The following is a 21077-nucleotide window of genomic DNA, read 5'->3' on the forward strand; positions in this document are numbered from 1 at the left end:
GCGCGTCTATGCTTAGACGACTGTTCGCATGGGTGTTCATGATCGACGAGCAAGTACTAGCGCGGCGCGACAAGGTGGGCGGGCGTCGCTGGATGATTGCGTGGCTGCTGGGTCTGGGCGTGCTGGTCAACTACTTCGACCGGGTGAACCTGTCGGTATCGCATGCGGCTCTGAATGAGACGTTTGGGATCTCTGATGTGGTGTTTGGCTATCTTTCGAGCGCGTATAACCTGACCTACGCGATGTGCCAGTTGCCTGTTGGCTTGCTGTTGGACCGGTTCGGGGTACGGCGGGTGGGGCGCATCAGTACGCTGCTGTGGAGTCTGGCGTCGTTCGCTGCGGCGGCGACATCGAGCATAGCCGGATTCTTTGGGGCGCGGTTTTTGCTGGGCGTGGGCGAGGCTCCGACGTTTCCGGCGAATGCGAAGGCCATAGGGCTATGGTTTCCGGCGAAGGAGCGGAGCTTTGCTACGTCGATCTTCGATGCGGCGGCGAAGTTCGCTTCGGCGATTGGCGTGCCGGTGATTGGCGTGCTGCTGGTGAAGGTGGGATGGCGGTGGAGCTTTGCGGCGACGGGGCTGGTGAGCCTGCTTTACTTCGGGATCTTCAGCAAGGTCTATCGCGATCCTGATGACGACGCGCGGCTGACGGAGGCGGAGCGCGAGTACATCGCGGAGGCGGACGGGGTTCATCAAGAGGCCCATGCGGGGAGTGAGCGGGCTTCGCTTGGATACCTGATCCGGCAGAAGAAGGTGCTGGGGCTGGCGATTGGGTTTGGGGCTTACAACTACAGCTTTTACCTGCTGCTGACGTGGCTCCCGAGTTATCTTGCCTCGGCGCTGCATGTGGATCTGCTGCACTCGTTTCTGTACACGGGCGTGCCTTGGCTGTTCGCGACGGTATGCGATCTGGGTGCCGGGCTTGCTTCCGATGCATTGATCCAGCGTGGGTGGGACGCGAGCCGGGTGCGAAAGACGATCCTGGTGGCGGGGACGGCGTTCGGACTGGGCATTCTTGGCGCGGCGCACGCGCACACGCCGGTGACAGCGCTGTTCTGGATCAGCATCTGCCTTGGCGGGCTGTCGGCGGCGGCGCCCATTGGCTGGTCGATCCCTTCGATGATCGCTCCGCGTGGCAGTGTGGGAACGGTGGGCGGGATCGTCAATTTTTCGAACCAGGTTTCAGGGATCGCAGCGCCGATTGTGACGGGGTATGTGTTGCTGGCGACGGGGTCGTATCTCTGGGTGTTTGGGATAGCGGCAATCTATCTGGCGATCGGAATTGCTAGCTACATTTTGTTGCTGGGGCGGATTGAGCCGGTTGCTGCGGAGGCTTGACGACGGACAGTGCAAAAGCTAAATGCGGGGGGCTCTCGACTGCGCATCGCGATAGTGCCGCGATGCTTGGGTCGAGATGACGCTTTTATGAGGTGGGAACGGGGGCGGGTGACGTCTTGTTGATGTGGAACGTCATTTTGCGGGGAAGAGTTTTGTCTCTTTAGTGCGGGTGTTGGTGATGCTGAAGCTGCCGTCTTTTGAAGCTGTCAGTTCGATGGGATTGCCCGCGTCGGGGACTGTGCCTTGAAGGTTGGCCAGGTGATCGGCTGGGGCGTTCTTATCTGCGCTCTCCGCGGCGAAGTGGAGTTGGTAGAGAGCTTCGAGGCCGGGGGTGGAGTTCAGGGTGTCGAGCGTTCCCGGCGAGCCGCCTTTCTTCTCGCCGTTATCCATGATGGCGACGCGGGGATGAATGCCGTGGACCAGCGCGGGGCTGGAGCTCTGGTACCAGCCGTGGTGGGAGACGATGTAGATGTCTATGTTTCCGAGCTTGTTCATCGGGCACACCAGCTCCATCTCCTTGTCCCAGGTGAGGTCGCCGAGGTCGAGGAGTTTGAGCTTGCCGAAGTCGATCTCGATGCCGAGGGAGCGGGCGTTCTCCGTCTGGTCGGCGGCCTTGGTGGCCGAGGTCTTGCAGGCTTCGTTGGGCTGGCCCGCACCGGGGAGCGAGTGGGAGATCAGTTCGCCGTCAGCGCTGATGACGGTGGCGTGGAAGCCCTTGATGGGCAGCGTGTCGCCGGGCTTGAGGGTGAGATGTTTTAATTTGCCTGTGGCAAGGACCTTCTGGTACTCGGCGTAGTTGTGCTCGACGCCGGGAGTCAGTTCGCGGTTGGGGCCGTGGTCGATGAAGGTGCCGACCGGGATGCGGGCGACGAGCTGGGGGACGCCGCCGACGTGGTCGTCGTGGAAGTGGGTGATGAGGACGTAGTCGATCTTCGCGAGGCCGGCCTTCTTCGCCTCGGCGACGATGCGATCGGCGTCGCGGCCATTGTTGCCGGGCCAGCCTGTGTCGATGAGTAGAGACTCACCTGCGGGGGTGACGAAGAGTGTCGACTGGCCGCCTTCGACGTCCATGAAGTAGACGCGCAGCTTGCCAGAGGATTGTGCGTTGGCGAAGACGCCGCCGATTGCGAGGGCTACAGGAAGCACATTTTTTGAGAACATGATCTCTCCTAAGACTTGGAAGCTAGCTGGACGGTGGCGCGGGTTGCGCCGGTGGAGATGCCGCCATCGACGAGCAGGGTTTGGCCGGTGATGTAGCGGCTGGCCTCGGAGGCGAGGAAGACGACGGCACCGTCGAGGTCGTGGGGTTCGCCGGGACGCTTGAGCGGGATGCGATCGACGAGGTAGTCGACCCACTCCTGATTCTCGTAGAGGACCTTGTTCTGGGCGGTCTGGAACCAGCCGGGGGCGAGGCAGTTGACGGTGATGCCATCGCGTCCCCACTCGTCGGCGAGGCTCATGGTGAGCTGGCGGATGCCGCCGCGGCTGGCGGTGTAGGGCGCGAGGCCGGCGAAGCCGAAGACGCTGGTGACGGAGCCGATGTTCACGATGCGGCCGTAGCGGTGCGGGATCATCTGCTTCGCGATCTGCTGGGCTACGAAGAAGCTGCCGCGAAGGTTGGTTTCGAGGATGAGGTTGTAGTCATCCCAGGTGACATCGACGGCGGGCTTGCGGACGTTGCAGCCGGCGTTGTTGACGAGGATGTGGACCTGGCCGATCTGCTCGGCTGCGGCGGACATGGTGAGGATGCTTTCGTGATCGCGAACGTCGAGTTCGAGCGGATGGGCCTTGCGGCCGAGGGCTTCTATCTCCGTGACGAAGGGCGCCAGGTCAGCCTTCTTGCGGCTGGTGATGATGAGGTCTGCGCCGGCACGGGCGAGCGCGCGACCGAAGTATTGGCCGAGGCCGCGCGAGGCTCCGGTGATGAGGGCGAGCTGGCCGGTAAGGTCGAAGAGGTTCTCTGCCACTTAGGCCAACTCCGTCGCTTGGGGGCGGGGATCGAGAACGATCTTCATCAGGTTGGGTTCGCGGGAGTGCAGGCGCTCGAACCACTGCGGGCCATCCGCAAGCGGAGCGATCGCGGTGATTAACGGAGCGACCTTGATCTTGCCGGAGGCGATGAGGTCCATGGCGTCGGGGTACTCGCCTGCGGAGGCGCAGGAGCCCTGCAGGCGGATCTGGCGGGAGACGACCTTCTGCAGGGGCAGGTTGACCTGGGGCGAGATGTTGCCGACGAGAACGACGGTGCCCCCTTTGCGGACGCAGTCGATGGCGGTGGAGATGGTCTCGTCGCGGCCGACTGCTTCGAGGACGATGTCGACGCCGCGGCCCTGGGTGCGCTTCAGGATCTCGGCGGTGAGGGTGGAGCCGGAGGCTAGGAAGGTGGCATCGGCGCGGAGGTCGGTGGCGAGGGAAAGGCGAGTTGCGTCGACATCGGCGATGTAGACGCAGGCGGAGGCGTATCCCGTGGTGCGGGCGGCCTGGAGCAGAAGGAGGCCGATCATTCCTGCACCGATGACGAGGACGGTCTCGTCGCCCTTCATCTCAGAGACGGCGACGCCGTGAAGGGCGACGGAGACAGCTTCCAGCATGGCGGCATCGGGGAAGGAGAGTTCGTCGGGGAGGTGGTAGGCGACGCGCTCGGGGACGGTGAGGAACTCGGCGAAGGCACCGGCGCGGCGGTACTCGCCGCAGGAGACGCCGATGACCTGGCGGTCGTTGCAGAGGTTGACATCTCCGGAGCGGCAGAAGTCGCAGACACCGCAGAAGACGGTGGAGTCGAAGGTTACGCGGTCGCCGGGGGTGTAGTTTTGGACTTCCGAACCGATGGCTACGACGGTGCCTGCGGCTTCGTGGCCCATGACGATGGGCGGGATGCGGCGACCGGAGGAGCCGTCGTAGCCGTGGACGTCGCTGCCGCAGATGCCGCAGGCGGCGACCTGGATGAGGAGTTCATCGGGGCCGGGGATGGGCGCGGCGAGATCAGAGATTGCGAGCCGGTTGTATTCCGAGAGTAGTAGCGCCTTCATGCGTGGTGTTCCTCAGTTGTGGTGCATATGGCGGAGCGCGGGCCAGGATGTGCAACCGCTTACAGCAGACCATAAGAACAGTTTTGTGCTCGTTCGACAACCCAGACTCCCCACAAGAATGTGCCCGGGGGGCGTCGCCGGGGAAAGATATATGTCGAATCGCGGACAAGCCAAGGTTATCTGACATAACATTCTGCGAGAGACGGGAGCGAGGAAGTGCGTTCCCAATCCAATGCCGCTTTCGGAACTCCGGAGAAGCCATGTTGACGAGTCCTTCGTCCCCGCAGATCGCTATCGGGGAACTTCTTTGGGACATGCTGCCCTCCGGCCCTCGGCTTGGCGGGGCAACGACGAACTTTGCCGTGCTGTCTGCGCGGCTTGGCGAGTACTCCTCGCTGATCAGTTGCCTGGGGGATGACGGGTTGGGGCGGGAGGCCATGGGTCGCCTGGCTGCGCTGGCTCAGGATACGAGTCTCAGCCTGTCGGGCGTTCAGACCTCTGCCTCTCTGCCGACTGGAACGGTCTCAGTGACACTGGACGAGGAGGGACGACCGAAGTACGTCATCAACAGTCCGGTTGCCTGGGATGCTATCTCGCTGGTTCCTAGACTGATCGGGCTCGCAGGTACGGCGGCGGTGATCTACTTTGGCACGCTGGCACAGCGAGACGAGGTGTCGCGTGCTTCCATGCGGGCGGTGGTTGGCGCGGCGGGAACGGAGTGCACAAGGATGTGCGACCTGAACCTGCGGATACCGTTCTGTACCGAAGAGGTTTTGCGATGGAGCATCGCTCATGCGGATGTGTTGAAGGTGAGTGACGAAGAGCTTTCCGAGGTTGGGCAGATGCTGGGGAACGCTGTCATTTCGCGAGGGCTTCGAGCGGCGGTGGATTCGGAGACACTGTCCGAAGCGGCTATCGGGTGCGCTTCGGAGTTGCTGATGCTTGCGCCGCAGTGCAAGCTGGTGGCGATCACGCTGGGGCCATACGGGAGTCTGCTGATGGATCGTCGTGGGAGCTTTCGGCACAGAGGATATGTCGTGAAGGTGGTGGATACGATTGGCGCGGGGGATGCGTTTACGGCTGGGCTGGTTCATGCGTACCTTCAGGGCGCGACCCTCGAGGGGATCAGTGCGGTGGCCAATCGCTGTGGGAGCTTCGTGGCGAGTCAGTCGGGGGCTACACCGAAGATTCCGGAAGAGCTGCGGGGAGAGATTGAGGAGATGGTGGGACGGTAGGGTTGTTCGTTAGGAGCGGTTCAGCGGAACCTGTACCGGCACAAAAGCCAATGCGGGGGTCTCTCCACTCCCCTTCGCGATGCTCAGGGGTCCTGTCGAGATGACGGGTCTATTCACCAGTACAGAACATTGCGGACAGAACACCGGGCCGAGAAACAGCGAAGCGGAATCGATACAAGGAAGATCGATCTCAGCTTTAGTTCATTGCGTTGCTGCATGTTGAAGCGCGCACTATCAAGTCGCAGCGGACGAGCACGTCTCTTACTGGCCGCAAGGGATTCTCTAGGCGATCAAGCATGACCGCCATGGCAACTGCGCCAATCTCCGCGCAGTTCTGTCGAACGGTGGTGAGTTGTGTGGGTAGCAGCTTCGCGTAGGCAACGTCATCGACCCCGGCCATCTTGATATCCTCAGGAATACGAATCCCCAGTGAGATTAGGGTCTGCATGAGGTGGGCGGCAGTGTAATCGTTTGCACAGACGATCGCATCAGGCCTCTCCCGGTCGAGCATCCTGCGGACCCAGGCGGGGTCTTCAAAGTCGCCCGAAATCGAGACGGGAGTAAGCCGCGAATCGAAGCTATAGAGGGCGTCGCGGTAGCCGGCGATGCGGGCATCTACGGTGTAAGCGGAGTTCGGGCGCGTGGCGAAGATGATCCTTCGGGCACCGGTTTCGAGCAGGTGATCGGTGAGCATTCTTCCGGCGCGGTGGTTGTCAATGCCAACGAGGTCGAAGTGCGATCGCTGCGGGTAGGGCTCGTAACAGCGGTCCAGGAGAACGACCGTTACCCCGGCTTCCTGGAGGCGCGTTGCGATGGTGCGGTTCACGTCGCCGCGGGTCTCGGTGAACTCGGCTGGAGCGAAGAAGACGCCGGCCACTTTCTGCGTAATGTATTGCTGGCAGAGCTGCTCTGCCGCGCGCTCGAGGTCTTTCTCCTGCCCGGTGGAGTGGCCCCAGGTGAGAGAGTGGAAGCGGGCTGCGGGCGAGCGCATGATGCCCTGGCAGATGGGCTCGAAGATGTCGGTGGTGCCGAGGTCGGGGATGAGGAGGCCGAACTGGAGCGAGTCCTGGCGGGCGGGTTTTTCTACGTAGGTGCCGGAGCCCGGGCGACGGGTGACGAGGTGCTCTCGCTGCAGGGTTTGGAAGGCGCGGGCGACGGTGATGCGGGAGGCCTGAAAGCGCTCGCACAGGACAGCTTCACTGGGCAGGCGTTCGCCTGGTTTGTAGACGCCGCTTTGGATCTCCGCCAGCAGCTGTTCGTAGATGGACCGATGGAGGGGACCTCCCGGCAAAGCGGTCTCCGCTGCAGCCGAATCTCGAATTGCGCCTGAGCGCGGCAATTTCCTCGAAGGAGACATGGAGCCTTTTCTACCTGAGCAAGATGGCGTGCCGCCGATCGTCATCGCGGACGATTTCCTGTAGATCCCGCAAAATCAGCCGAAGGAAGACAGATACGAAGTAGAACAGATTGCAGGGCAGAAGCCAAGAGTTTGTCTTAGCTAATTCGTTTAAGTTATCTATTTTTCGGATGGAAAAAGAGTTTAACTAGCCTTATCTATTGAAGGGGCTTGCCCGTGCCTTCGGTGAGGTCGGCTATGCGGTCTATCAAGGGCATAGCGAATTGCTCTCTCTCGCCGTTTGGCCATCTCACTTCGACGCTGGAGATGGTGGTTTCCGTGCCGAGGCCGAAGTGCAACCGGAGATCGCTACTGCTGTTATAGCTCGAGCCGCTGCGGACCTCGTCGACCCAATTGCGTTTCGTCCCGTGTAGCGAGACGCGAGCTCCGATGGCGTCGCGGTTGGACTTTGTGCCAATCAGCTTGATGCCCAGCCAGTGGTTCGAGTTCTTCGCTTCGTTGACCAGAAGCATCGGCAGGTCGCTGAGGTTATTGACGACGGCAGAGAGGCGGCCGTCGTTCCAGAGGTCGGCGATAGCGAGGCCGCGGCCAGATAGGGGTTGGGTTAGGCCGGGACCGGAAGACTTCGAGAGGTCTTTGAACTTTGCTCCGGGCTGTGACCAGTTACCGGGATTCCAGTAGAGGAAGCGAGGCTCCTTGAAGGTGCTGCCGAGTTTCGCTTCGTCGACCTGCGGGTAGACGTGGCCGTTGACGACGAGGAGGTCGGGGTAGCCGTCGTTGTCGACATCGGCGAACATGGCTCCCCAGCCGAGGGCATCGAGGTTCACGCCGAGACCTGCTGGGAAGGTGACATCGCTGAAGGTGCCGTCGCCGACGGCGTGGTAGAGGGTGGAGGTGTCGTCGGAGAAGTTAGTTTTGAAGAGGTCGATGTGGCCATCGCCATCGTAGTCGGCAGCGGTGGAGCCCATGCCCGCCTGCTCGCGGCCGTCCTCATTGAAGGCGGCTCCGGCGTCGGCTCCTACGTCGGTGAAGGTGCCGTCGTGATTGTTGCGATAGAGGATAGACGGGGTGGAGTCGCAGGCGACGTAGATGTCCGGCCAGCCGTCCTCATTGAAGTCGAGTGTGGTGACGGAGAAGCAGTAGTGGCCGAGGGTCTTCTGGATCCCGCTGGCGATGCTTACATCTTTGAACTTGCCGCCTCCTTCATTGTGGAAGAGGATGTTCGGCGCGCTGGGCAGGCCTCGCGGGCCGCACATGACAGGAGCTCCCTTCCAGGTGCACCCGGCCTCCCTTCCGGGCATGGGGACCTTGGCGAGGTCGAAGTGGACGTAGTCGGCGACGACGATGTCGAGCTTCCCGTCGCGGTCGTAGTCGATGAAGGCGCAGCCGGTTCCCCACTCGGCACCGCTGCCGGCTGTGCCGGATTGGGCCGCAACTTCCTTAAAGGTGCCGTTGCCCTGGTTGTGGAAGAGGCGGTTGTGGCCGTAGCCGGTGACGTAGATGTCGTCGAAGCCATCGTTGTCGTAGTCGCCGACGCAAGCGCCCTGGCCCCAGCCGGCGCTGACCATGCCGGATTTGGCAGTGACGTCGGTGAAGGTGCCGTCGTGATTGTTATGGAAGAGGTGGTTGGTGGGGGCTTCGTTTTGTTTGCTGGATGGGTGAAGTTCGGTGCCGTTAACGAGGAAGATGTCAGGCCAGCCGTCGCGGTCGTAGTCGATGATAGCTACACCGGAGCCGGTGGCCTCGACGATGTATTGCTTGTTCGTGGCGCTGCCGTTTACGTCGCGCACGGTGATGCCGGCTTTGGCTGCGACGTCGACGAACCAGGCTGGGGTGGGGTGTTCGGCGCTGGGCGGGTAGGGGGATTGGGCGTGAAGCGCTGCCGTGAGAAGGAGAATCGCGAAGAGAGGCGCGAACCATCGCCCGAAAGACGCGAGCGGTGGTGCAGTGGAGAGCGAAGCAGGTTCTTCGACTCCGTCCCTCGCGATGAAACTTTGCGAGGGACTCCGCTCAGGATGATGTTCTTTTTGGAGCTGAAGATGAGGGAGATTCTGCGCTTCGTTCACCGCGGAACTCCTGGGGACTTCGCATCGGCGGGGGGCGCGCCCATCGCGATTGTCTTCAGGATCTTGCCGCCCTCTTCGATCACGTAGAGCTTGTTGGCTGTGAGATCTCGTAGAGTGTCCTTCTGACCGGAGGGCCAGGCGATTTCGATGGTGTCGACCTTGGTCGCCTGGTCGAGGCCGAAGTGCATGCGGAGATCGTTCTGCGAGTAGTAGCTGCCGCCGCTACGGACTTCGTCGACCTGGCGTAGCGGTTGCTCGCCGACGCCCGACATCTCCTGCGTCGCGGTTGCGGCGGTGACGGTGATGCGTGCGCCGATGCCGGTGCGGTTGCTCTTCGTGCCGACGAGGCGGAGCTTGATCCAGTTGCGCTTGATGGTGGAGTCGCAGCGGAGCAGTTGGGGCGGGGCGTTGACGCAGTTGACGACCGCGTCCATGTCCCCGTCATTGTCGTAATCGCCAAAGGCACAGCCGCGGGCGGGGACAGCGTCGTTGATGCCGGGGCCAGCTTGCGATGTGACCTCTTCGAACTGGCCGGTGCGGAGGTTCCGGTAGAGGTACTTGTGCTCGGCGTAGGGGGCGTCAAGGTGGGAGCCGTCGACCTCCGGGTAGACGTGGCCGTTCGAGATGAAGATGTCGAGCCAGCCGTCGTTGTCGACATCGACAAAGCCGACGCCCCAGCCGAGGTAGCGGGTGTTGATGCCGAGGCCTGAGAGGTAGGTGTGGTCCTCAAAGGTGCCGTCGCCGAGTGACTGATAGAGCGAGTCGGTGTCGCCGGCGAAGTTGGTCTTGACGATGTCGAGCAGGCCGTCGCGGTTGAAGTCGCCGACCGCTACGCCCATGCCGGCCTGGGGTTTGCCGTCTGGCGAGTAGGCGATGGCGGACTCGATGGCCATGTCTTTGAAGGTGCCGTCCTTCTGGTTCTCGTAGTAGGTGGAGGCGGTGGAGTCGTTTGCGACGTAGATGTCGGGCCAGCCGTCGTTGTTGAGGTCGGCGACGGTCACGCTCAGGCCGTAGGTGCCGATGGTGTCCCACATGCCGCTCTTCTGGCTGACGTCGGTGAAGGTGCCGTCGCCGTTGTTGCGGTAGAGGATGTTCTTTCCGCCGTCAAGGCCGGGCGGCCCGCATGCTACCTGCATGCCCTTGTAGGCGCAGCCGGCGGCCTCGGGTAGCGGAGCGGTCTTGATGTCGAAGTCGATGTAGTTGGCGACGAAGAGGTCAAGGTGGCCGTCCTTGTCGTAGTCGAGGAAGGCGCAGCCGGAGTTCCAGCGGGTCTTCGATTGGGCGAGGCCGGCCTTCACTGTCACGTCGGTGAAGGTGCCGTCGCCGTGATTCTTGTAGAGAATGTTCTGGCCGTAGTAGCTGACGAAGAGATCGTTGAGGCCGTCGTTGTCGTAGTCGCCGACGCAGCAGCCCTGACCCCATCCAGACCGCGTCATACCGGACTTGGCAGTGATGTCGGTGAAGGTGCCGTCGCGGTTGTTCTTGAAGAGGCGGCTGATGGGGGCCGGGCCCTTGGGAAGTGAGTCGGCGTCGAGGCGGGTGCCGTTGACGAGGAAGAGATCGAGCCAGTCGTCGTGATCGAAGTCGTAGAAGGCGACGCCGCAGCCGGTGGTCTCGAGGAGGTAGCGGTTCTTGTGCTCGCCGCCGTAGATGGTCTTGGCGGTGAGGCCACTCTGTTTGGCTACGTCGACGAAGCTGAAGCCGAGAGGAGTTCCGGTGACGGGAGATGCCTGCTTAGGAGCGGCTTTGGGCTTGGCATCGTAGGTAGGGCGGGAGCCGATCTGGCTTGCTGCTGGCACGGGCTGCTGCGCGGGAATGGCGAGCTTCAGCACGTCTTCCAGCGCGAGCACAAGAGCGGTTCGCGAGAGCGAGCGGACAAAGCCGCGACGGGTGAAGATCATGCTGTGCGGCCTCAGTGAGGAAGTATAGTCAACCGTTCTATTGAGTCGCAATCGATCGAAAGGATGACTCACGGCTGGCTCACCGTCAGCGAGAATTGGAACAATCAGACAAGAACATAGTTCGATGGCCAGATCGTTCAGAGGCCTCTGTCGTTACGTTTGGGGAGGATTGCCTGGCACAGACTCAACTAAGGATCAGAGCGCTACGCTTCAATCTGCTGCTTGCGTGCTCTGTCTGGGCAGTGTGGGCGCTTTTGGGGGGGCATGCGGTTTTCCACTATTTCGCGGTGAATTGGCGCATCGCCCTTACGATGATCTTCGGATCAATGGTCGGCGGTGGTACCAGTGAAGGAGGCGGGGCGATTGCCTTTCCTGTCTTCACCAAGCTGTTGCACATTGCGCCGATAGACGCGAGAAACTTCTCTCTCGGCATCCAAAGCATCGGAATGGTCTCAGCATCGCTGAGCATCCTGTATCTCAAGATACCCATTGAGAGGCGAGCACTGCTCTATGCAGGCGTCGCAGGCCTCATCGGGGTGACTATCGGAGCGCTCTTTGTGGCTCCGCACGCGTCTCCTCCGCTGGTGCGAGCTTCGTTCACCGTGTTGGTCAGCAGCCTGGGGCTCGCCGTCCTGCTGATGAATCTCGATAGGCAGGTACTGCGCAACGATCGAATTCCCATCTTTGGGAACTGGGAGAAACTCATCCTCGTGTTCGCGGGGCTGGTGGGTGGCATCATCAGCGCACTCGTTGGCTGCGGGGAAAACACGATTGCATTCATGGTGATGGTGCTCTTGTTCCGCATGGATGAGAAAGTCGTGACCCCGACAACAGTCATTTTGATGAGTATTGTGACCATTCCAGGATTCCTCCTGCATCTCTTTGTGATCAGAGACTTCGGTGCGCCGGTCATGGGCTATTGGCTGGCCGCCGTACCGGTGGTCGCGGTCGGAGGGCCGCTGGGCGCGTTGATCTGTTCTTACATGCCCCGGCGTGCCATCGTGATCCTGCTGCTCTCGCTCATCGCCCTGGAGTTTGTCAGCACGCTTGCTTTGGTCTCGCTGTCGAAGCAGGTCTTGTGGGCATCGTCTGGAGCGTTCGCTCTGTTTGGGTCGGTCGCCTGGGCGATGAGTTCCGCGAGCCGCTATCGGCCGGGACGCTTGTAAAGCGTTCCGATTAGTCCGTCGACACACATCAACCTTTTGATTGATGTGTGTCGCTATGTCCGCTTGCTATAAGTGTCGGGATCCCTATCTCTCCTTTTGTTCGCACTCGAATCGCTGGACGTCTCACGACCCTATGCCAAACGGCGCACATAAAGAGCTCCCGAACCAGAAGGCAGATGTTGTGATTCTTGGCGGAGGTCTTGCCGGACTCGCCGCTGCCATCCATCTGTCGCGCGCTGGTCTTGCTGTCGTGTGCCTGGAGCAGCGTGAGACGATTCAGCATATCGTCGGCGAATCTCTCGACTGGTCTGCCCCTGATCTGCTGGCTCAACTTGGCCTTCCCATGGAAGAGCTTCTTTCGTCGGGGGCCGCGACCTACAAGCGCCATATCGTCATAAGCGATATCGACGGCAAGGAAGAGCACTACAAACCCGGCCCGTGGCTGGCGAAGCCTCCGTTCAACGTTGAGGTGCGGACGATGCATCTCGATCGCGACCATATACATAAGGCGTTGACGAAGATTCTTGCGCGGACAGACGTTCAGATGATCCACGAGAAGGCCGTCGGTTTCGAGACACGCGACGGCAGAATCCTGGCTGTGGAGACCTCAGCCGGACGCAGGTTCGATGCATCGTGGTTCATCGACGCCGCTGGCGCGGCGGCCAGTGTGCTCGGCCGCGAGCTTCAAATACCCTCTGTGAACTATGGACCGCGAAAGGTTGCTATCTGGGGGCACGTTCCCACCGACAAATGGGTGGAAGGAACGAACCTGTACATGCTCAACTCCGCAGATCAGTACATGGAGTGGCTCTGGGAGATTCCGATTAGCCCGGGCGTGAGCAGCCTTGGGTACGTGGCTCCGGGGTCGAAGGTCAAGATACTCCGCGCTCATGGACTGTCGAACGCGGAGATATGGCGCAAGCAGTTAGAGAACTTCCCGAAGTTTGCGCCGCTCCTGCAATTCTCCGAGTCCGTGCCGCTCGCGGTCACCTCTTTCCTATGCCGCACCTACACCCAGCTTTGTGGCAAAAACTGGATCCTTATCGGTGAAGCGGGCTCGCAGTCTGACCCGATTACTGGCAATGGGGTTACCGCTGCGCTGCGTCATGCGTCCGAAGCGAGCGCGATGATCTCTGCCACTCGCGATAGAGACAGCTTTCCGCTGCTCGCGAGATACGCTTACAACTTGCGCCATGTTGGGCTTGGCCGCTTCTTCAACAGTCTCATCGAAAAGATCTTCTACGAGCCATCGCTGCGGGGGTTGATTGGAGTGTTTCGCGCGGGCGACGTGTATACGGTGCCTGCGTGGACGACCAATCTCATCTATGCGCGCACCCGGCCACGCCGCATTTTGGGCACCCTGATACTTGGGTCGGCCCTTCTCACGATGAGGATGGCGGCATGGGCCGCGTTTCGAGTGAGTCGGCAGCTGAACAAACGGCACAGAGCGGCTACTCGACCCCTGGCTCTCGAAGAGAGGAAAGAGCTTGCATTGCATAACGAAGGGTAAGGGGAAGGCGATCCTGTTTATCCATGGCATCAAGTTCGACTCTGGGCACTTTACGCCTCTGGAACGCTCAACGGAGGTCTCGGCCTGCCTGAAGAAGTTCTTCGCGGCAAACCGTGCCGGAGTGACTCTGCCAGCGGCTAAAACTTTGCTTGCCCTCGTGAGTTAGCGGAGTTTAATTGTGTGAGTTTGCTGTCGCCTTCGCGCAGCGTGTAGTGATGGTCTGCTTTCACAGCGCGGATTCGGTCCACGATGCCTGTGGCGGGCCATGTGACTTCTACCTCGTCGATTACCTCCGCCAGTCCGATGCCTATGTGCTGCTCGAAGGGATTGCCGCCAAAGCTGGAGCCGAAACCTACGGTGCGGAAGATGTAGCGCTTCGTTCCTTTTCCTGAACCAACAGTTAACTTGATCTTGGCTCCAAATGCGGCGCGATTGGAGCGGACGCCTTCGAGCTTCAGCGTGATGGAGTGGTTCTTGTTGCCCGGGTTGCGGTAGAGAGCGCTCTGGTAGACGTCACCGACCTGCGCGCCACCCATCTCTTCGCAGATGTCCTCGAAGCCGGAGCGACGGAGGTCGGCGAAGGCGATGCCGTGGCCCTTTTGAAGGTGGCCGAAGTCGCCGGCAGTGGTGACATCCTGGAAGCGCTGGCCGTGGTCGTTGCGGAACATGCGATTGGGAAGGAGTGCCTGGTAGGTGGAGTCGCCGGTGCCGAGATAGATGTCGAGCCAACCATCGTTGTCGAGGTCGCCGAAGTTTGCGCCCATGGTGAGGATGGCGCGGTCGAGGTGAGTCTGGGCGCTGACATCGGTGAAGGTGCCGTCGTGGTTGTTGCGGTAGAGCTTTGGTTTCTCGGAGGCTATTGGAAGGCCCATCTCGAAGGCGCCGACGTCGCTTGAGGACTGGAGCGAGTAGCCGGCAACGAAGATGTCCGGCCAGCCATCGTTGTCGTAGTCGAAGAACCAGGTGGCGAAGCTGTTCGATTGCTGGGAGACCCCGGCAGCTTCGGGGACGTCAGTGAACTTCCAGCCTTTGGTGAGGTCGTGCGGGGCATTCTTGTCAGCCGGGCCGTCGTTGCGGAAGAGCTTGTTGCGACCGTACATCATGGAGACGTAGAGGTCGGGGCGGCCATCGTTGTTAAAGTCGCCCCAGGCAACGCCTTTCACGAAGCCTAGATTCGCGATCCCACTCGCGGCGGCGATCTCCGTGAAGGTGCCGTCGTGGTTGTTGTGAAAGAGCTGCGAGGGGTGGGGGTCCGAGGCAGAACTCTCGTGGCCGACGAAGAGGTCGAGCCAGCCGTCGCCGTCGAAGTCTGCCCAGGCAGCGGTGTTGGTGGGCGCGGAGGAGGCGGGCAGGAGCAAGCCGGCGGCTTCCGTCACATCATCGAAAGTGCCGTTTCCGTTGTTGCGGAGAAGCGACATGGGGTAGAGGCCCTGCTTGCCCCACCATCCGCCGCGCAGGACGAGGACATCCGGGTGGCCGTCGTTGTTGTAATCGGTGAGGACCAGGTTAAGGCCGCCGGTCTCGCCCAGAAGGCCGGACTGGCGCGTGACATCGCGGAAGGTCCCGTCGCCGTTGTTGTGGAAGAGGTGCATCTGATCGAGCGGGCCGGAGGAGGTGACCATGATGTCGAGTTGGCCGTCGCCGTCGAAGTCTTCGACCACGACACCGCCGGCGTGGCCGGTGATGTCGATGCCAGAGGACGCGGCGACTTCGGGGAACTCGGGGAGCTTGGCTTCGGAGTCGAAGCGGCTCTCGGGAATGAGCCAGCGGACGGGGACATCTTTGGGGTAGCGACCTAGCTGCATGTAGGCGACGTTGAGCAACCACTGCGATTCAGAGTCTGAAGGATTGGCTTCGAGCAGAGCGGAGAGCTCACGAACGGCACCTTCAGCGCCGCGCGGCATCTGGTGGACGGCAGAAGCGCGAAGCGGAAAGAGGCAGGCGCGTTGGCCGTGCATGGTGGCGCAGTTCTCCTGTTCGCCGAGACGGAGATAGGCGAGCGCGAGGTCCTTGCCTAGCTGCTTGATACCGTTTGCGGACATGATGCGGGCATCGCGCTGCCAGCGGCGGCGGACTTCTTCGAGTTGGCGGATTGCGCCTGCGGCATCGCCTGAGCCGAGCATCTCGCGGGCGAGCTGTTGACGGACGATGGTGTCCTGTTCGAATGAGAGTGGCTTAGTGCGAAGGAGTTCCGAGTAGTAGTCCACGCGTTGCGTGGGCTTGCTGGGATCAAGCTTCCAGTCCGTGGCGGCGAAGATGTTGCGGAGGAGTTTCGCCATGCGCTTCGTGGATTCGGCCTGGTAGATTGGAGCGGCATCTTCGCCCTTCGTGGGCATAGAGACCGAGCCGATGGCAGGAGGGGCCATGGCGATCTTTGCGTCTTGAGCCGGTGAGGGCAGAACGCAAAGTGTCGCCAGGAGGCTGATCAGTCCCACCCATTCGCGATGGCGCTGTGAATGGATGGAGCATCCGGATGCGTGAGGGCGAGGCATTTAGTGAGGGCCATCGAGCCTGGGCTCGGTTGCGGCCTGAAGCTTTTGTGCCGTAGCGGTCTCGCGGCTGGCGTCCTCTGCGCGGCTCATCGCGCGATAGGCCTGCCCGAGAAGGCTGTGCGTGATGTAGTTGGATGGGTCGAGTTGGTTGGCGTGCTCAAGGTAAGTTGTGGCGGCAACCGCATCTCCCTTCTTCAGCATGGTTTTGCCGAGAAGAATGTAGGGACCGGTCGCGTTCGGCTCCAAGAGGAGGGCCGCTTGCAGGCTGCGCTGCGCGTCATCGTAACGAGCGGCACGGGTGTAGGCGTCACCGAGGCGGTCGTAGATTGAGCCTTCGAGGGGGTTGCGCTCCTTCTCCTTCTGAAACTCGGCGATGGCGTCGTCGAGATGATTGCCTGCGAGGGCGATCTCGCCGAGGAGTTCGTGTGCCAACGGCAGTGCGGGGTCGAGTTCCAGAGACTTTTGCGCGAAGGTCTGCGAGACGGGGATGAACTCGCGGCGAAGGAACATGCGGGCGGCGGCGAGATAGGCGGCGGCACTGTCGGGCTGGAAGCCGAATTGTGCGGCGAAGGCGTGGCGCGCGTCGTCGTAGCGGCGGGTGTCCATGTAGCAGAGGGCGAGGATGTAGTTGGGATCTGCCTTGCCGAGGCTGCCTTTGGCGGCAGCGGATTCAAGCAGAGGGATAGCGTCAGCGGGGCGGCCAAGGCGGAAGAGAGTGAGGCCGCGCATCTGGGTCGATTCGATGTCTGATGGATCGAAGACGAGCGCGGCGGCGAAGGCGGTGTCGGCAGCCTTTAGGTCGTTGAGCGCGTAGTGGGCGAGGCCTTCGAGACGGCTGAGGCCCGGCTGATCGCCTGACTTGCGAAGATCTTGAAGGCGTTGGAGAGCGTCGGCGGGATGGCCGGTGTCGATGGTCTTACGGATGGCGGTCAGGTTTATTGCAGCCGATTGCTGCGATTGGGGAGGTTCGTTCGCGGACGTTGGCTGCTGAGCGAGAGGGGAGAAGGTAAAGAGCAGGAGAAGGCACGCCGTGCCCATACATTTTGCTGCGGTGTTCATGCTACGAAAGACTCCGGAGCGACCCATGGAAGAAAGGCTACATGCAAAGCAAAAGGTGGGAGGGAGAAATCTCCGCTCCCACCTTCAGGTTGTGTTCGTTGGTTAGAACTGGAAGTGAACGGTGAACTGCAGTTGCCGCGGGTTGGTGGTTCCACCGATACCGGCCGGGAAGGGACCGCCACCGATGCTACCGCCGGTTTCAAGGTTGCCGTCCGGAGTAGCTAGGTTGATGTGGTTGAAGGCGTTGTAGGCGTCCATGCGGAACTGGGCGACATAACGCTCCTTGAAGGTGATGTTCTTGGAGATCGACATATCGGCGTTGAAGAAATGCGGACCGAAGGCCGAGTTACCACCAACATTACCAATCTGATCCAGCCCGGGGTACGTGAAGCCTGAAGGCAAAACGCCCTTTGTTCCAGACTTAGAGAAGAAGGTGATTCCGTTTCCTGGAACGCCCTTGATGCCGGTTTTGAGAGCGCCAACGTCGCCATTCACCCGGCACGGAGCGTCGCTCGGGAGCACAGCACTGCACTCGCTGTAGCTGAGTGTGTAGGGTAGGCCGCTCTGCCACTGAACGACAGGGCTGAACTCCCATCCTTCAACGAGGTAGTTGACGACCGCGTTTGAGTTCCCGAGGAATTGCTTGCCGTGACCGAAGGGCAGCTGGTAGAGGCCGTATGCCGTAAAGGCCGAGCGGCGTACAGCGCTGTCCTGAATTCTCACAGCAGCTTTATCCCAGGTAGCAAGCCCGCTGGAGTTCGAGGTTGCGCGAGCGTAAGCGTAGTTGAGGTTGATGCTGAGCCCCTTGGTGTAAGCCTTGGTGAGCTTCGCCTGGATCGAGTTGTAGTGGGTGTCCTGGTTGTTGCCGTAGTAGGAGATATCCTGCGTCCATCCGCAGGGTCCCGTGCAGGCCGGCAGCGTGCCGTTTGTATAGCGGCGAAGTAGCGTCGTGTTCGAGGTTCCGCCGTCCGCTGCCACACCGGTCGTAACGGAACCGTCGTAATGGAGTGCTACGCCGTTTTGTGTAAAGGATGCAGGCAGGAAAACTGCAGGCTCATTCGGGTTAGTGTTGTTGCCGTCACCATCGCTCAGCGTATGCGTCCCCTTGTTGCCTACGTAGGCGACTTCGAGCGACAGGGTTGGGGTAATCGAGCGCTGGACCGCGGCGTTCCAAGCATCAAGCGTAGGCAGGCGCACCGTGAAAGGACGCGCCTTTACGTTGACCTGGCTTCCGATGGAGGCCGTTGTGCCGGGCACATTCTGCTGGATGGATATCTGTCCAGCAGAGCTGATTGTGGGGACGCCAAACGCCTGCAGGGGGCTGGTTGCATTTGCTGGCGCACCCGTTGACAAGCCCATATTGACCGGAACCGCTGCGTTTGTAGGATCGCTGAGGTTGAAGGCGTAGCTGGTGTTGGTGCCAGTTCCGGTCAGCGACTGGTTGGCAAGCACCGGCAGGTTCTGCGTTACAACGTGGCCAAACTCAGATCCGAAGACGCCAAGATCGAAGCTACGACCGTATCCGGCGCGGATGACAGTCTTCTCGTTGTACTGGTAGGCAACGCCAAGACGAGGATTGTAGGCGTTCTTTGCGGCTCCCACACCCATGTTCAAAGGAATGCCGCCCTCGCCCGCTACATTGATGAAACCGGTGGAAAGGTTGAGCAGAGCACCGTTGTCCTTACCGTTGACCCGCTCCGGAGCATAGTACTCGTATCTGAGACCAGCGTTGACCGTGAGTTTCTGGGTGACGCGCCATGTGTCCTGTCCGTAGAAGAAGTCGCGGGGCTGAAACTCCTTGGCATTGGCTTCGCCGGCGAAGGAGCTAGTGTAGCGATTGAAGCGGCTTACGTCTCCCAGAATGAACGTCGCCCAGCCGAGACCACCGGTGGAACCGTTGGAAGTTGGGCCCTCGTCAAAGTGATTTACCCCGGTACGGTCGGCGTCGCTCGGTACGCGCAGGTTACGCGCATAACGGATGTCGGCGCCGAACTTGATCGAGTGATTTCCGATCGTCTTAGTCCAGTTGTTGACGATCTGGAACTGGTCTTCCTTCTCCTTCAGCGGGCAGTTGCAGTGGTTCTGTTGCAAGCCGGTGCCAAACTGAGCACCCGTGTTTTGACCGCTGTTTTCCTGTGACGCGTTCGAGACGTTCAGGTCGGCAATGCGGATGTCCGGCGTTCCGTAGTTGACCGCTGTGCCGTCGTTTTCACCGAGAAACGGGAGGTTGGTGTTCCCAGGATCGTTCTTTGCCGTCGAGATGTTGTAGCGGAAGTAGCCCAGGCGGACGTCCGTAACAAGCTTTGCATTGACGACGATGTCAGTTCCAAGAGCGAGTGAGTCGTTCGCGCCAAGCGATTTGCCACCGAAGCCCGCAATTCCCAGACCGGGGCCACCTGCCGCACCGAAGAGGCTTCCGCCACTGAGAACGTCGGTAAAGCGGCTAAACCTACCGAAGACGTGCATCCTCTGGTTCAGAGTCGCGTCACCACGCACATCCCACTGGTTGCTGTTGAAGATACCGTTGCCGGTGCCAGCATAGTTATTGTAGAGACCGTTGTCGTTAGCGGTAGACGGTGTCTGATTGGGAGTCTTTCCGCCAGCAAGGAGCAGCGCGAAGAGCTTCTGCGCACGCGGAGAGACCTGGCTCAGCGGGATCATATTTTGCGCGTAGGGCGTTGTTTTTCCGGCGACGGTGTTGTCATAGATCTGGAACCCGTAGGGCAGATACTCACTAAAGTCGCAGAACGCACCGGCAGCGCCGGTGCAGCTTTGAAGAGCACGAAGTGACGGGACAGAGCCGAGGCCCGAACCACCCACACGTTGCCGCACACCCTGGTAGTCCCCGAAGAAGAATATTTTGTCCTTCAGTACGGGACCGCCGATGGAGCCACCGAACTGGTTCTTCAGACCACCGGGATATCCCGCTGCCTTGGTTACTGTAAAGGGGTCGCGAGCGAGGTTAGCATTGCTCTCACGATTGTCGAACGCCGAACCGTGGAATGCGTTGGTACCAGATTTCGTCTGTACGGTTTGAACCGACGATACCGCCTTGCCGAATTCAGCGTCGAAGTTCTGCGTCGCAATTTTGACTTCGGACATGGATTCCGAGTTCGGATTGACGACGATGATTCCGAGAATCGGATCCTGGTTGTCGGTACCGTCGAGGGTGTAGTTGACGCCGCCGAAGGCCTGGCCGTCGACCTGGATCTGCTTGGAGCCCTGCGGGTTTTCTGAGGCGGCATGAGCCCATCCGAGCTGTACGGCGCCGGGCAGCAGGAGCTGCAGGTTGGTGAAGTTATGATCCGGGATCGGGAGTTCGCCGATCTCCTGAGTGTTGAAGGTCGTCGCGACGTCTGCGCGGTCAGTCTTCAACTGCGGAACCTGGTCGGCGGAGACTTCAACGACCTGATCGGACGAGCCGATGGTCAGGATAGCCGCGACGTTCAGCGAGTCGTCGGCGTGAACCTCCATGCCTTTCTGCTCAAATCCTTTGAAGCCCTGGGCACTGACCTTGACGGAGTATGTGTCCGGGATCAGGTGGCTTGCGGTGAACTGGCCGTCGCCGTTGCTGGTGACGGTGATCGATGTGCCCTTGGCAACGTCGCTTACAACGACGGTGGCGTTAGGAATTGCCGCACCTGTGGAATCGGTAACCGTTCCGGCGATTTGCCCAAAGATTGCTTGTGCCAGCGCACTGTGACCGGAGGCCAGAAGAACGGCGACCACGCCCACAGCGAGCGACAACCTTAGATATTGAAACTTACTTCTCATGTCACTCCCCCTCAAAATTGCGTTCCTTGCTTCTTTGCGTTCAGTTCACTCTGGCTTATTGGCCTACTGGCGGAACAGCCCTGCGCTTGTCAAAGGCGCTTCCTCTTTGGGAAGAGACTGGTTCCACTGAAAGTGAAGTTTCGATTGCGCT

13 protein-coding genes are annotated in these 21077 nt (G+C 60.8%); 4 read left to right on the forward strand and 9 right to left on the reverse strand.

All coding sequences use genetic code 11. The features are described 5' to 3' along the window. Positions 1 to 8 precede the first annotated feature (8 nt). The gene (locus HDF16_RS08055) at positions 9 to 1337 is read left to right on the forward strand and encodes an MFS transporter (protein ID WP_348641271.1); all 1329 of its coding nucleotides are present in this window, start codon (positions 9 to 11) and stop codon (positions 1335 to 1337) included. Between the two features lie 132 nt (positions 1338 to 1469). Here the strand turns inward: HDF16_RS08055 and HDF16_RS08060 are convergent, their stop codons facing one another. The 3 genes from HDF16_RS08060 to HDF16_RS08070 are packed head-to-tail and all read right to left on the reverse strand — an operon-like array spanning position 1470 to position 4366. Continuing rightward, a complete protein-coding gene (locus HDF16_RS08060; RefSeq protein ID WP_184215330.1) occupies positions 1470 to 2498 on the reverse strand; it encodes a ComEC/Rec2 family competence protein in 1029 nt (342 codons plus the stop codon). Positions 2499 to 2506: 8 nt separating this feature from the next. Then, positions 2507 to 3304 carry an SDR family oxidoreductase gene (locus tag HDF16_RS08065; protein WP_184215334.1) on the reverse strand — a complete coding sequence of 266 codons (798 nt, stop codon included), beginning with the start codon at positions 3302 to 3304 and terminating at the stop codon, positions 2507 to 2509. Then, positions 3305 to 4366 (reverse strand): galactitol-1-phosphate 5-dehydrogenase, encoded by a 1062-nt coding sequence (locus HDF16_RS08070; RefSeq protein ID WP_184215337.1) that lies wholly within the window; start codon positions 4364 to 4366, stop codon positions 3305 to 3307. Positions 4367 to 4626: 260 nt separating this feature from the next. Between HDF16_RS08070 and HDF16_RS08075 the strand changes: the two genes are divergently transcribed. After that, positions 4627 to 5601 carry a PfkB family carbohydrate kinase gene (locus tag HDF16_RS08075; protein ID WP_184215340.1) on the forward strand — a complete coding sequence of 325 codons (975 nt, stop codon included), beginning with the start codon at positions 4627 to 4629 and terminating at the stop codon, positions 5599 to 5601. A gap of 196 nt (positions 5602 to 5797) precedes the next feature. On the opposite strand, the gene HDF16_RS08080 is transcribed toward HDF16_RS08075, so the two are convergent. The 3 genes from HDF16_RS08080 to HDF16_RS08090 all read right to left on the reverse strand — a co-directional run bounded on the left by HDF16_RS08080 (position 5798) and on the right by HDF16_RS08090 (position 10925). Next, positions 5798 to 6892, reverse strand: a complete 1095-nt coding sequence (locus HDF16_RS08080) for a GntR family transcriptional regulator (protein ID WP_246408867.1) — start codon at positions 6890 to 6892, stop codon at positions 5798 to 5800. Between the two features lie 263 nt (positions 6893 to 7155). Continuing rightward, positions 7156 to 9024 carry an FG-GAP-like repeat-containing protein gene (locus HDF16_RS31545; RefSeq protein ID WP_348641272.1) on the reverse strand — a complete coding sequence of 623 codons (1869 nt, stop codon included), beginning with the start codon at positions 9022 to 9024 and terminating at the stop codon, positions 7156 to 7158. Beyond that, on the reverse strand, positions 9021 to 10925 hold the full coding sequence (locus HDF16_RS08090; RefSeq protein ID WP_184215345.1) for a CRTAC1 family protein: 1905 nt from the start codon (positions 10923 to 10925) through the stop codon (positions 9021 to 9023). The genes HDF16_RS31545 and HDF16_RS08090 overlap by 4 nt, the downstream gene beginning before the upstream one ends. A 311-nt stretch (positions 10926 to 11236) precedes the next feature. Between HDF16_RS08090 and HDF16_RS08095 the strand changes: the two genes are divergently transcribed. Together HDF16_RS08095 and HDF16_RS08100 are read left to right on the forward strand one after the other, a co-directional pair. After that, positions 11237 to 12091 (forward strand): sulfite exporter TauE/SafE family protein, encoded by an 855-nt coding sequence (locus tag HDF16_RS08095; protein WP_246408869.1) that lies wholly within the window; start codon positions 11237 to 11239, stop codon positions 12089 to 12091. A 133-nt stretch (positions 12092 to 12224) separates the two neighbouring features. Next, a complete protein-coding gene (locus HDF16_RS08100; protein WP_184215347.1) occupies positions 12225 to 13601 on the forward strand; it encodes an NAD(P)/FAD-dependent oxidoreductase in 1377 nt (458 codons plus the stop codon). A gap of 137 nt (positions 13602 to 13738) precedes the next feature. On the opposite strand, the gene HDF16_RS08105 is transcribed toward HDF16_RS08100, so the two are convergent. The 3 genes from HDF16_RS08105 to HDF16_RS08115 form a co-directional block, all read right to left on the reverse strand. Further along, on the reverse strand, positions 13739 to 16036 hold the full coding sequence (locus tag HDF16_RS08105; protein WP_221312598.1) for an FG-GAP-like repeat-containing protein: 2298 nt from the start codon (positions 16034 to 16036) through the stop codon (positions 13739 to 13741). A gap of 57 nt (positions 16037 to 16093) precedes the next feature. Further along, positions 16094 to 17152, reverse strand: coding sequence for a tetratricopeptide repeat protein (locus tag HDF16_RS08110; RefSeq protein WP_246408871.1), 1059 nt, complete (start codon positions 17150 to 17152; stop codon positions 16094 to 16096). Positions 17153 to 17254: 102 nt separating this feature from the next. Next, entirely contained in the window at positions 17255 to 20926 is a 3672-nt protein-coding gene (locus HDF16_RS08115) for a TonB-dependent receptor (RefSeq protein ID WP_184215353.1), read from the reverse strand. Between the last annotated feature and the right edge of the window lie 151 nt (positions 20927 to 21077).

The organism is Granulicella aggregans (assembly GCF_014203275.1).
In the GTDB taxonomy this organism is placed as follows: Bacteria; Acidobacteriota; Terriglobia; order Terriglobales; family Acidobacteriaceae; genus Edaphobacter.

Coding starts and splice junctions, on each gene's coding strand:
- HDF16_RS08075 (WP_184215340.1), top strand. CDS start 4,627: ATGTTGACGAGTCCTTCGTCCCCGCAGATCGCTATCGGGGAACTTCTT.
- HDF16_RS08090 (WP_184215345.1), bottom strand. CDS start 10,925: ATGATCTTCACCCGTCGCGGCTTTGTCCGCTCGCTCTCGCGAACCGCT.
- HDF16_RS08100 (WP_184215347.1), top strand. CDS start 12,225: ATGCCAAACGGCGCACATAAAGAGCTCCCGAACCAGAAGGCAGATGTT.
- HDF16_RS08110 (WP_246408871.1), bottom strand. CDS start 17,152: ATGAACACCGCAGCAAAATGTATGGGCACGGCGTGCCTTCTCCTGCTC.
- HDF16_RS08095 (WP_246408869.1), top strand. CDS start 11,237: ATGATCTTCGGATCAATGGTCGGCGGTGGTACCAGTGAAGGAGGCGGG.
- HDF16_RS08055 (WP_348641271.1), top strand. CDS start 9: ATGCTTAGACGACTGTTCGCATGGGTGTTCATGATCGACGAGCAAGTA.
- HDF16_RS08060 (WP_184215330.1), bottom strand. CDS start 2,498: ATGTTCTCAAAAAATGTGCTTCCTGTAGCCCTCGCAATCGGCGGCGTC.
- HDF16_RS08115 (WP_184215353.1), bottom strand. CDS start 20,926: ATGAGAAGTAAGTTTCAATATCTAAGGTTGTCGCTCGCTGTGGGCGTG.
- HDF16_RS08070 (WP_184215337.1), bottom strand. CDS start 4,366: ATGAAGGCGCTACTACTCTCGGAATACAACCGGCTCGCAATCTCTGAT.